Here is a 12,266-nt window from a genome sequence, read left to right on the forward strand (position 1 = left end):
CCTCCGCGTTTTAAATTTTATAACATAAATACTATTCTAACAAATTAATGAATTTAAGTCTCTTGGGTAGTAGGTGAGCATTTCTATGCCATTTTCCGTTATCAAAACAGTATCCGAATGTCTGAATCCGCCTAACCCCGGTACATAAACTCCCGGTTCAACTGTAACAACCATTCCCGGTTTCATTTCCCGATGATCTCCTAAATCAAAGAAAGGAGCTTCATGTCCAAGTATACCAATATTATGCCCTGTATGGTGTCTGGTCAGTTCCGCAATACCTTCCTGTTTAAAGAATTCCTGTACCTGCTCCTCTACAAAGGAGAAAGGTTTTCCTGGCTGAATAGCTTTAAAAGCAACCTCTTGTGCTCTATACATATAATCAAAATGCTTTTCCTGCTCTGGAGAAAATTCTTCCACAAACATAACTCTTTCCAGCTCACTGTTATAGCCAAAAACACTTGCTCCCGCTCCTGTTACTAAGGTATCCCCTTTTGATAGAATAATATTTTGTGTCACAGCATGCGGGAAAGCAGATTCAGGTCCAATCTGGCCTCTAAAAATGGCATGTGCTGTTCCGCCGTGCGGCTTATATTCTGGACCTAAGGTTTCAATCATAGCCAAAGTGGCTTCGTTAGACGCTTTTGTTGTAATTTCGATTTCACTTACTCCGGCTTTCGTGTACTTTTGCAATAAACGATGCGCTAAATTCCCCCAGCGGCAAGACTCTTTAATAAGCTCTATTTCATTTCGTGATTTTACAAATCGCAATTCTTCTATAACTCCTCGCAGAGATTGAAACGATTTTGCTGTAATAAGCTGATCAATACTCGGTCCTTCATATCCCATGGAAGACCCGTAGCCGATAGAATCATACCCAACTGTTTTCCCTTCAAATCCATTATCAATAAGGACTTCTTTAAAATATTCCATAGAATGCTTGATACCTGGGTATTCAGGATATGAATGAACATGGTCGACAACAGAATACTCTTCTGCATGCTCATGCTCCAATTGAGGTACAAACAAATGGAATTGATGGTTGGAATCAACGGCTAGCCCAATCGGTCTTTCCGTGGGATGAAAATGGAAACCTGTTAAATAAAAAATATCGGCAACTGCAAATATAACAGCCACATCACAGCTTCTCCCTTCCACCTTTTCAATGAATTTCTGCTGGCGTTCTTTAAATTCAGACTTAGGAATTTCTAATAACATCTTTTATTTCCTCCTTTGAATTTGTATATAGATGACAAGTCGCCTTATGTCCATCCGTAAAGAAAACTTCCTCAGGAGCTTTTTCACTGCAAATGTCCATAGCAAAAGGACACCTTGTATGGAACGGACAACCTTTGGGCGGATTGGCGGGACTTGGGACATCACCTTTTAAAATAATTCTTTTCCTCTCTTCTCGTGGATGAGCAACTGGAACTGCAGAAATTAACGCCTGGGTATAAGGGTGCTTGGGATTTTCAAATAGCTCCTCAGTCTCCGCTACCTCCACAATTTTCCCTAAATACATGACTGCTACTCTATCTGTCATGTGCTCAATAACACTTAAATCATGAGAAATAAATAGATACGTTAATCCGAATTCCTTCTGTAAATCAAGCATTAGATTGATGACCTGAGATTGTACAGAGACATCCAATGCAGAAACTGGCTCATCGGCAATAATAAAGTCCGGCTGTAAAATGACAGCTCTGGCTATGCCGATTCTCTGCCGCTGTCCTCCAGAAAATTCATGAGGATATCTATGCAAATGAGATTTAGATAGTCCCACAATTTCTAAAATCTCATGTATTTTCTTTTCACGCTCCTTTCCTTCAAACTTTTTGTGGATTCGCAGAGGCTCCATTAAGATTTCCCGCACAGTCTTCTTAGGATTCAAGGAAGCATACGGATCCTGAAAAATCATTTGAAAATCTTTTCTGAGCTTCCTCATATCGCTGTAGCTGATCTTTGTAATGTCTTTTCCCTGGAAATAAATTTCCCCGGCAGTTGCATCCGTTAAACCTAAAATTGTCTTCCCTGTCGTTGACTTTCCGCATCCCGATTCACCAACTAAAGCGTATGTTTCTCCACGCTTAATCGAAAAACTCACATCATCAACAGCTCGAATGATTGTTTTTTGTTTAAACATTCCCTTAGAAACCTCATAATATTTCTTCAGGTTTTGGACTTTTACTAGATAATCCTCTGCCATTTACCTCACCACACCTTCATCAGAGCTTTGTAACCAGCACTTACTAAGATGTCCATCTTCCTGAAATGCAGGCGGCGATTCTTGAAAACACTTTTCCATTGCTAACGGACAACGGTTAGCGAAAATGCATCCCTGTTTTACCTGCTCCGGCTTGGGAACCTGCCCTTGAATAGCGTATAGCTTACTTTTCCGCTCATTATTTGAAGGCAGTGATTGAATCAGTCCTCTAGTGTAAGGATGCAAAGGACGATCAAATAATTCATTGACTTCTGCCGATTCTACGATTTCTCCTGCATACATGACAACCACCCAGTCACACATTTCCGCAACAACACCTAAGTCATGCGTAATTAACATTAGGCTCCTATCCTTCTTACTCGTTATCTTTTTCAACAGCGATAAGATTTGTGCCTGTATCGTTACATCCAGTGCCGTTGTCGGCTCATCAGCAATCATAAGCTTCGGTTCGCATAATAATGCCATAGATATCATTACACGCTGTCTCATTCCTCCAGACAGCTGATGCGGATATTCATGAATAATTTGTTCCGGACGAGGAATGCCGACCTGTTTCAGTACTTTTATAATCGCTGCTTTTTGTTCTTTATTTGATAATTGGCGATGCCTTTTTAGCGGTTCACTTAATTGCTGTCCAATTGTAAATACAGGATTCAATGATGTCATCGGTTCTTGAAAAATCATTGAAATTTCATTCCCGCGTATTTTACGCCATTCTTTTTCCTTCAACTTTGTTAATTCTTTTCCATCAAATAATATTTCTCCTGAAGGAATACTGCTTATTCTGTCCGGAAGTAACCCCATCACGGCCAGAGAGGTAACACTTTTTCCACTTCCAGACTCACCTACAATCCCAACTGTTTGCCCTGCCTTGATTTGAAAGCTCACTTCTCGAATCGGCTGCACAATGTGCTTCCCATTTTGAAACTGAATCTTTAAGTCCTTAATTTCTAAAATGGATTCTGCCACTGGTAAAACACCTCCCTGCTATTTCCCTTTGATCTTCGGATCTAACGTATCTCTCAGCCAATCCCCGAACAAATTAATGCCAAGTGCAGTGATAATAATAGCTAACCCGGGAAATGTAATTAACCACCAGGCACTAAATATAAAATCTTTCCCCTCGCTTAACATATTCCCCCAAGCAGGCGTCGGAGGCTGCACGCCGAATCCAAGAAAGCTGACAGAAGCTTCCGCAATAATAAACGAACTTATCTGCAAAGAAGCCAGAATAATCATTGGTGTAAATAGATTCGGAACAATATGCTTTATCAGGATTTCAAATCGGGAAACGCCGGTCGCTACAGCAGCCTGGATAAAATCCTTCTCACGCAAAGCAAGAACTTCACTTCTAATTACCCGTGCAAAAATGACCCAGCCTCCAATAGCAAGCGAGATAATGATATTCTTTAGACCCGCTCCCAGAACAGCATTAATAATAAGCACCAGTAAAATAAACGGAAAGCTCAGCTGTACATCGACCAGACGCATCAACACAATATCAATCCAGCCCCGGAAAAAGCCGGATATAATTCCGATAACTGTACCAATCAACCCTGCAATTAAAACCGTAGATAAACCAATAATCACAGATATTCGTGCTCCTAAAATAATTCTGGAAAGCAAATCCCGGCCTAAATGATCTGTCCCTAACAAATGTCCATCTGTTAAAGGAGGTAGAAGCTTTGCAGTCAATTCCGTTTTGACAGGATCATATGGCGCAATCCAATGTCCAAAAATACTTAGAAAGAGTAAGATGAAAATAATCGCAACTCCCAGCAGTCCCGTCCAGCTGTGCAACAGGCTGGTAAAGAATTCTGCTGCCTTTGTCTTTTGGGAAAATGCCAGCGAATCGTCTTCTGGAATCAGTGGTTCATTTGGTATACTAGAAGCCATAGAAACGCTCACCTACTTTACTCGAATTTGCGGATTAACATACGCATAGATTACATCTGCCAGGAAATTAATCACTGTATAAATTAATGCAATAATAAATACACCAGCTAACACTACCGGAAAATCCCTTGTCATCAGTGCTTGTTCAATCAATCGGCCAACTCCCGGCCACGAAAAGACAATTTCTGTAATGACCGCTCCGCCAAGCAGCTCACCAAGATCTAGAGCCACCAGTGTAATAATTGGAATCAATGAATTTTTTAAAGCATATTTCATTATCAGCGGAAACGTCGGCGTACCGGAAGCTTTTGCAGTACGAATAAAATCCTGCTGAAGAACATCGAGCATCGCTGACCTTGTAAACCTGGTGAATCTGGCCGTACTATAGAAAGCTAAGGTAAGCATGGGCAGAATCATATGTATTGGTGTTCCTGCTCCGCCAGACGGTAATATTTTCAACTGCGCAGCAAATAAAAATATCAGAAGCAGTCCCATCCAGAATGTTGGAATAGCCTGACCGATAACCGTTAATCCAACTGCAACCCGGTCAAAAATAGAGTTGCGGTAATAAGCAGACAAAACTCCTAATGGAATAGCTATAACTAAAGCAAGAATCAGTGCTGCCGCTGCTAATTGAAAGGTAGCCGGCAAACGATCCAGCACACTTTGCAATGCATCCTGCTGCGTTCTTAATGATTCACCAAAATCTCCCTGAACGGCATTACCCATAAATTCCCCATACTGCACATAGAGCGGCCTGTCTAACCCCATTTGGTGCTGAAATGCCTCAATCTGTTCTCTGGAAGCATCCTGAGGCAGGAAAAGTGTTGTTGGATCTCCAGACAAACGCATTAAAAAGAAAACTGCCGTAAGGACTAAAAATACAACTAGTATTCCTTGAAAAAAACGCTTCACAATGAAATCTAGCATGGTTGTCCCCCTTTACTGGTTTCTATGCAATATCTTTGTATTAAAAAGGCGGAAAGAAACCTGTATTTCCTTCCACCCTCGCATCATTCCTACTCCCAGGACATATCGTATATCACAATTCTTTCATCCACTCTTGGCTCAAAGTCCAAATCTGATCTGACTGCATATAAATCAGCCTGCTGCCATAATGGAACCCAAACCGCCTGCTCAACTAACTTACGCTGAAGCTCTGCATAGGCATCGAAGCGATCGTCCGGATCGAAAGTGCCGTTAGCATCATAGATTTCCTGATCAATCTCTTCATCATGAAAACTGCTATAAGGAGCATCCTCCGTAAATAAGTTTCCGATTGTCCCCTGCTGTTCAAAAGCAGGTCCCCATCCAAGAATAAACATATCTCCCATTTCTCTGTTTTGAATTCTCTCTAAATGATTTCCCCATTCATTTACAGAAACATCTACTTGAATACCAATCTCTCCAAGCTGTGCAGCAATCGCTTGTGCTACCTGATTATCCATAGGATAACGTCCGCTTGGTGTTTCTAAAGTCAAACTAATCTCTTCGGGTGTGTACCCTGCTTCTTCAATCAGTTCAACAGCTTTATCCGGGTCATAACCATAATCCTCTGTTTCTACATAGCCGGAGTTAACAGGTGATAATGGGCCGGTAATCTTTGTGCCGTACCCGTTTAAAACATTTTCCAGCAAAGAATCTACATCGACAGCATAGTTAATCGCCTGACGTACCTTTTGATCCTGAAGAGGTCCATCATGGAATGTATTCAAAGCAACATAATTGATTCTTGATGAAGAAGCCTCTCCTATTTTAGAGTTATCATCATTTTCAATTTCTGCTACGGAGTCTACCGGGATATTTTTAAATAAATCAACTTCTCCACTTAAGAAGGCTGATAATCGGGAGCTGAACTCCGGAATATAACGAAATTCAACATTCTTAATCTCCGGCTCTCCTTTCCAATAATCATCATAAGCTTCTAATTTCAGATGATTATCGCGTGACCATTCCACGAATTGATAAGGACCTGTCCCCACCGGCTCATTGGAAGCTGTATCGTTCCCAACGTCCTCAACATACCCCGGCTCCATAATCAGCAAATCCTCTGTGATTCTCTCCATTAAATCCGGGAAGGGTCTGGATGTTGTTATTTCTATTTCATAAGGAGATATAACAGTTACTTCCTCAATGTCCACCCAACGTGAACGATAAAAAGATTGATTGGACTCATCTAAAATATAATCAATACTGAACTTCACAGCATCTGCATTAAATTCAGCGCCATTATGAAAGGTTACCCCTTCCTTCAGCTGAAAGCGCCATGTTAATTCATCGATATTCTCCCATGATTCCGCTAAATTAGGGACATAATCCTTTGTTTCTATATCACGCTCAATAAGAGGTTCATAGATATTCCTTATCTGTGCATCTGTGACGTAATTTACATCCGTGTTAGCCATCAGAGTTGCTGCATCGGATTCAAATCCAATGACAATTGAGTCCTTTGAGTCTCCTCCATCTCCGCTTCCCTCTCCTCCACTATCCTCTCCACCAGCAGTTTCTTCTGTACAAGCTGCTAAAACAAAAAACATCATTGAAAGTAATGCTAAGAAAAACATTTTTTTCATTTCAATCTCTCCTATTCTTTGTTTCTAGTAAAGCTTCTATCTTATTCATAGACTCAATCAACACCCCGACATCCTGTTCAGAAATATCTTTAATCATTTCTTCTACTTTTTCATTTGCTCTGTCCTGAAGCTTCTTTAATTCCTCCCTTCCCTTTGACGTCAAATAAATATATTGCACTCTTCGATCCTTGCTGGAAGTAACTCTTTCTATGAGCTCTCTCTTCTCAAATTTTCGAAGAATCTTACTAATATATCCCTTATCCAGCACGAAATAATTGGAAAGATATTTGGCTGTGCAATCTTTCTTGTTGCTGGTTTCATACAGAATCATTGCCTCTGTGGCAGAAAAAGAACTGCCATCAGCATATAGTGATAAAATCCCCATTATTTTTATATAAAACCTATTAAATCGTTTTATTTCTTGAATCTGTTCTTCCATACCTTTTCTGACACCGCCTATTGATAACTTAAGATTCTCTTAATAATAAATTTTCTAATAATTATTTTAATAATATGGATATTGGTTGCATTTGTCAACTATTATTTTATAGAATAATCCAGTTAAAAAATCCACTTCATAGTAAAACAGAAGTGGATTCCTTATTAAGTCTATTTATTTCTTTTTATTTAAATAATCCTTATAAACTAAAACAGCAACAACTAGAAAGCTAAAGCTTACAATCCGAAAAATCATCTCTATACTAATCCACTCAGCCAGCATACCTAATACGAATGCACTGACTCCAACGCCGACATCGAAGCTGGAAAAGAAAGTTGCATTAGCGGCACCACTTTTTTCTTCACTTACATTTTGAACAACCCATGTTTGAAGACATGGCATTACTGTTCCATATCCTGCTCCAAATAAAATCGCCGAGATAATAAGATAAAAGTCGTTAGTTGCAAAAGACAGCACAACTAAAGATAAAAATCCTAAAATGGCTGAGACAATGATGATAGACCAAGGACCGTTTCTATCATACCATTTCCCTGTATACGGACGTAAAAGAGTTGAGACTGTCGCATTGACAAGGAAAAACAGAAAAATATTATCCAGATTCTGCTGTTCTCCAAAAACAACTAAAAACGTTATAATTGCTCCAAAACCAAGTGTTGAAATAACTGTCAGCAATGCCGGAAACCATGCGTTTCTTTCAAAAATCATATCAAAGAAACGAAATGGTTCTTTCTCTCTTTTTACCGGCACAGATGATTTAACAAATAAAAGTGCAGTGAACGCTAATAGGCTGAGGATAACTGATGACCAAATTACAATGTCAAAAGAATAATAATCATATATAAAGATACCTAGACTCTGCGCTATAATCGCCCCAACTGTTGTTGAAACAGAGAAATATCCTAACCCTTCTCCTAAGCGTGACTTAGGAATCGAGTCGACTGCCATTGTACTATTGGCTGTTGTTGATACGCCCCATGCAGCACCATGAAACAACCGTAACAATAACAGCATCCATATAATGTTAAGAAAAGGATAAACAAACGTAATTAACATTAGCATTGCACTTGCAACGATGGCTAAAGCTTTTCTTTTGTTATCAATTAAAAAGTAGCCCGCGAAGGGTCTGATTAATACTGCTCCTACTGTGAATAATGTGGTTACTAAACCAACTTGAATAGGAGATGCATCAAGGCTGATCATATAAGCCGGTAAGATAGGAAGCAACATTTCAAATCCAATAAAAACTAAAAAGTTACTAGTAAATATAAAAAGAAATGATTTGTTAAATATTTTTTGATTTTCCATATAAAATTCCTCGCTTCTAAATTTTTTTAATTTAATTCAGAAGCGCCTGGAACACTGAAACATTTCTATATTTCCTAAGTTTTTTAAACACTGACCTCACCCTTTCTAGCGACATCTTTCTATCTAACTTTTCATGTCTTTCTTCGAATAAGCTTCCTTGTATAGAATACTTATCTCAATTTTTTCGCCTTTAAAATAAAAAAGATGCCGACGACAACCGGCATCTAGTAATTGTTTAGTTTTAATCAGAACGCACTAACAATTATATTGTCTTCTATAAACGTAATAAAGAGACAAAAAGTTCCCGAAAACTGTTTTCCATATGAAGTTTACTAAAAAAGGACAGACTAATCCCGTCGCATGTAAATCTCCTAATTGTAAGAATAACTTTACTTCTTCTGCTATACTTCTGAAAACATTTCCCATTACTTTTTGCCTCCTTTCTCAAAGATTAATATTGTTTATTTTAGTGCATAACGCTAAAAAAAGCAAACGCCTCAGAGTTCATTATTGGCATTGTTGTCCTATTATCAAAAACAGAACTGATATCCTAACTGGATAACCATATTTAAAAATAAAGGAACCGTGAAAGCTTCTCCTATCTCCACTCGTAATTTTTTATGAAGCAATGCTTATCAGCTCTATAAGAACCACTTCATTCCTTGCAAGCTCATTCCCTAAAGCTTGAACCGCCTTACCAATCCATTCAATTCTTCAGCAAGCTTCGATAACTGCTCGGAACTCCCTGCTACCTCATCCATTGCACCACTTGTCTGCTGGGTCGAAGCAGAAGTTTGCTCCACCCCTGCAGCTGCTTCTTCCGAAATGGAAGCTATTTCTGCAATGGATTCATTCATTTCCTTCGTATTCGCTGCAATATCAGCTAGATTACCAGATACCATGTTAATATTCTCTGCCATTTTTGATATAGACTCATTAATTTCATTAAACGTTTTTCCTGTGGTCCTGATTTGATCTGTTCCAAGCTCCACTTCTGTATAACCGTCTTTTAATGATTCTACGACAGCACTTGTTTCGCTTTGAATATTCATGACGATACCTGTAATGTCCTTAACTGAAACAGCTACTTGTTCCGCAAGTTTTCTTACTTCATCCGCTACAACAGCGAAGCCCTTTCCATGCTCGCCTGCTCTTGCTGCTTCAATCGCTGCGTTTAATGCAAGCAGATTTGTCTGGTCTGCGATGTCCTTGATCATGGAAACGAGGTTAGATATTTGCTGAGACTGTTCGTCTAACCCCTCTACCTTGGCAACTGTCCCTTGAACAATCCGGTCAATTTTAGACATTTGCTCCGTGGTAGCTGTCATTGCGTCACTACCTTTATTTGTCATATCCAGCACTTCATTCGAGTACTCTTGAACACGTTCACCATTATCATTTACTTCCTGTACCTTAGCCGTGAATGTTCCCATGATTGATGCTAAATCACTGGCGCTGGTTGCCTGCGTTTCAGAACCTGTTGCCAATTCTTGCATGGTGATAGCTACTTGATCAGATCCAGCTTTTACTTCATTTGCCGCCTGTGTTAATTCTTCACTTTGATTCGTAACTGTTTCAGACACACTATTTATTTGTGTGAGCAAATCACGAGTATTGTTTGCCATTTCATTGGCAGCATCAACCAGCTGTCCAATTTCATCTCTGGCATTAGTTTGTAAGTTTTCTTGGCTCAAATCTCCGCCTGCAATAAGCTTCATGCGCTGCATCACTGTTTTGATTGGCTTTGTAATGACTCCTGCCGTAATAAGTGCTGATGCAATGCTAAGAATTAGAATCAAGGTCGAAGCAATAACAACAATGGCCAATGTTTGTTCTCCATTATCAATAATCCTTTCGCCATGCTGGTTAATTTCTTCCTCCGAATGCGCTGCCAGTTCCTCAAACCCATTCATAATTTCACGGACCATCGGGGTCAATTCATTGAGATTTTCTACGGCTTCCATCTGATCGCCGTTCTCATATACCTCAAATACATCATCAGCAATTGCTGTCCGCCACGCAGCAGTTTTGTCAACTAAATCGTCGAATTCCTCCGTAACACCAACACTTCTTGCCAATTCTTCAAATTGCATTCCCTGTTCCGTATATTCGTTAAAACGCTCCTTCAAATTTGTTTCTCCGCTTAATATATATCCGCGGGCAGTCGATATCCGGTTGGCCATTGTTGTTTCCATGCCCTTATTTGCGATTAATTGCTGAAGATCGTTTTCAATTATATTTGTTGTGTCCTGATTGATCTGCTTAATTGCTGTGTAATTATATATACCTAGTAGAAACACTAATAAAATTACCACTGAAAATGCAGCTATAATCTTGCTCTTGATGCTTTTGAAATTGAATATATTCCTCATTTGTTTTCTCCTTCTTTATATAAAAAATGGAACACTACGCTGTTATCTTCAAGCTGTACACAGGAGATTCTATCTGTTTTCTGATTGGGTAAGGGCAATTTTATTTTTAAAATTGCTGAGTCAGAAGTTAATAACATGTCTCGTACGAAGATGGATGGTTTTTATACGTTCATAGCGTAGGGGCTATGATTGTACGTTAACCAAGAGAGGTGATAGTGCCTTTTCTTTATATCGGCTTTTTATGGGGATTTTTAAAGGAATATATTGATAAAATTTGGGATAAAAGTACAAGTAGAAATTCTTAAGAAATAAGATAATTACGGGAGTTTCATACTTTGATAAAACAATAATAATTGTTTATAAGCATAAAACTCCTCATAAACACTGACTTTTTTAAGTATGAGAGACAGAAAAATCTGAATCAATTCAGATTCAGATTTTTTCCATACTTCACATAGACCTTTTATCAAGTACATACTTGCTTAATAAATTTCTCAGCTTGTTTTCTGTAAGTAATGATACACCGCACCTATCAGGTTTGCATCCGCATTAAAATAGCATCGGTCAATTTCCGGAATCAATGTAGCAGCATCAATTTTACGCTCAATCCATTCTAATTCTTTATTTAACTGTTGGATTAAATCTTCCCTGGTACTAATTCCTCCACCAATTAAAATCAATTCCGGATCATAGATATATTGAATATTATATAAACCAATCGCAAGCATATGAAAGAATTCGGAAATGGCTTGTTTACATACTTCATCACCTTGCTCTGCCTTTAGAAAGATTTGTTCTCCAGTTATGGACAATATATCTATTTGTTTTTGTTGAGCAACACGCTTTCTAATAGAAAATGTAGAAGCCGTTTCGCTAAATGTATTCATTCCGCTGCCTAGGTTATTTGAATCAAGAATCATATAGCCGAATTCTCCGCCATGTAAATGATCGCCTTTATGAATGACGCCATTTTTAATGAGTGCCCCCCCAATTCCTGTGCCTATCACGACTACAGCCACTTCTTCCTTTCCCGTTGCCGCACCTTTCCATACCTCAGCAAGAGCAGCACAGTTGGCATCATTTTCGATATGAACCGTCAATCCTGTTTCAGCTTCAATATGTTTTTTAATATTTGGCCCGTGTATATACGGAATAGCACTGAAGCCATAAATAATTCCTTCATCTGAAACAGAACCGGGAGAGCTGATGGCGATTCCCTTTATGCCTTCGTGTGAATACTGCTTTAGTTGATTTTTTATTAACAATATTAAACTTTCAAGCGTTTTTGGAGTCCGTTTTTTTTCTTTAGTTCGTATCTTTCCATCTGTATCAACCACACCATACTTTATATGTGTTCCTCCAAAATCAAACGAAAGAATATTCGTCATACCAGCTACACCTCTATCATTAATATCGAACCATCAACATCTAATTTATCG

General features: G+C 38.9%; 10 protein-coding genes. All 10 read right to left on the bottom strand.

From position 1 onward, the window contains the following. Positions 1 to 36 precede the first annotated feature (36 nt). Complete coding sequence (locus tag MKY30_RS05360) at positions 37 to 1,215, bottom strand: M24 family metallopeptidase (protein WP_077602695.1); 1,179 nt, start codon at positions 1,213 to 1,215, stop codon at positions 37 to 39. Then, positions 1,196 to 2,203 carry an ABC transporter ATP-binding protein gene (locus MKY30_RS05365; RefSeq protein ID WP_077602696.1) on the bottom strand — a complete coding sequence of 336 codons (1,008 nt, stop codon included), beginning with the start codon at positions 2,201 to 2,203 and terminating at the stop codon, positions 1,196 to 1,198. Before MKY30_RS05365 ends, MKY30_RS05360 begins: the two co-directional genes overlap by 20 nt. Continuing rightward, complete coding sequence (locus tag MKY30_RS05370; protein ID WP_077602697.1) at positions 2,204 to 3,190, bottom strand: ABC transporter ATP-binding protein; 987 nt, start codon at positions 3,188 to 3,190, stop codon at positions 2,204 to 2,206. 18 nt (positions 3,191 to 3,208) lie between these two features. Beyond that, positions 3,209 to 4,117, bottom strand: coding sequence for an ABC transporter permease (locus tag MKY30_RS05375; protein WP_077602698.1), 909 nt, complete (start codon positions 4,115 to 4,117; stop codon positions 3,209 to 3,211). A 12-nt stretch (positions 4,118 to 4,129) separates the two neighbouring features. Next, positions 4,130 to 5,047: an ABC transporter permease gene (locus tag MKY30_RS05380; RefSeq protein WP_077602699.1), complete on the bottom strand. Its 918-nt coding sequence runs from the start codon at positions 5,045 to 5,047 to the stop codon at positions 4,130 to 4,132. 89 nt (positions 5,048 to 5,136) lie between these two features. Beyond that, positions 5,137 to 6,690, bottom strand: coding sequence for an ABC transporter substrate-binding protein (locus tag MKY30_RS05385; protein ID WP_341082990.1), 1,554 nt, complete (start codon positions 6,688 to 6,690; stop codon positions 5,137 to 5,139). A gap of 1 nt (position 6,691) precedes the next feature. Beyond that, positions 6,692 to 7,129 carry a MarR family winged helix-turn-helix transcriptional regulator gene (locus MKY30_RS05390; RefSeq protein WP_077602701.1) on the bottom strand — a complete coding sequence of 146 codons (438 nt, stop codon included), beginning with the start codon at positions 7,127 to 7,129 and terminating at the stop codon, positions 6,692 to 6,694. A 174-nt stretch (positions 7,130 to 7,303) separates the two neighbouring features. Beyond that, the gene (locus tag MKY30_RS05395) at positions 7,304 to 8,455 is read right to left on the bottom strand and encodes an MFS transporter (RefSeq protein WP_341082991.1); all 1,152 of its coding nucleotides are present in this window, start codon (positions 8,453 to 8,455) and stop codon (positions 7,304 to 7,306) included. 677 nt (positions 8,456 to 9,132) lie between these two features. Next, positions 9,133 to 10,827 (bottom strand): methyl-accepting chemotaxis protein, encoded by a 1,695-nt coding sequence (locus MKY30_RS05400; protein WP_341082992.1) that lies wholly within the window; start codon positions 10,825 to 10,827, stop codon positions 9,133 to 9,135. A 494-nt stretch (positions 10,828 to 11,321) separates the two neighbouring features. Then, the gene (locus MKY30_RS05405) at positions 11,322 to 12,215 is read right to left on the bottom strand and encodes an ROK family protein (RefSeq protein WP_341082994.1); all 894 of its coding nucleotides are present in this window, start codon (positions 12,213 to 12,215) and stop codon (positions 11,322 to 11,324) included. Positions 12,216 to 12,266: the final 51 nt, after the last annotated feature.

The sequence above is a fragment of the Oceanobacillus sp. FSL W8-0428 genome (genome assembly GCF_038004405.1).
In the GTDB taxonomy this organism is placed as follows: Bacteria; Bacillota; Bacilli; order Bacillales; family Amphibacillaceae; genus Oceanobacillus; species Oceanobacillus sojae.

What these genes read in the sequence shown, in the direction of transcription:
- MKY30_RS05360 (WP_077602695.1), bottom strand. Translation starts at nt 1,215, where the DNA reads ATGTTATTAGAAATTCCTAAGTCTGAATTTAAAGAACGCCAGCAGAAA.
- MKY30_RS05365 (WP_077602696.1), bottom strand. Translation starts at nt 2,203, where the DNA reads ATGGCAGAGGATTATCTAGTAAAAGTCCAAAACCTGAAGAAATATTAT.
- MKY30_RS05375 (WP_077602698.1), bottom strand. Translation starts at nt 4,117, where the DNA reads ATGGCTTCTAGTATACCAAATGAACCACTGATTCCAGAAGACGATTCG.
- MKY30_RS05380 (WP_077602699.1), bottom strand. Translation starts at nt 5,047, where the DNA reads ATGCTAGATTTCATTGTGAAGCGTTTTTTTCAAGGAATACTAGTTGTA.
- MKY30_RS05385 (WP_341082990.1), bottom strand. Translation starts at nt 6,690, where the DNA reads ATGAAAAAAATGTTTTTCTTAGCATTACTTTCAATGATGTTTTTTGTT.
- MKY30_RS05390 (WP_077602701.1), bottom strand. Translation starts at nt 7,129, where the DNA reads ATGGAAGAACAGATTCAAGAAATAAAACGATTTAATAGGTTTTATATA.
- MKY30_RS05395 (WP_341082991.1), bottom strand. Translation starts at nt 8,455, where the DNA reads ATGGAAAATCAAAAAATATTTAACAAATCATTTCTTTTTATATTTACT.
- MKY30_RS05400 (WP_341082992.1), bottom strand. Translation starts at nt 10,827, where the DNA reads ATGAGGAATATATTCAATTTCAAAAGCATCAAGAGCAAGATTATAGCT.
- MKY30_RS05405 (WP_341082994.1), bottom strand. Translation starts at nt 12,215, where the DNA reads ATGACGAATATTCTTTCGTTTGATTTTGGAGGAACACATATAAAGTAT.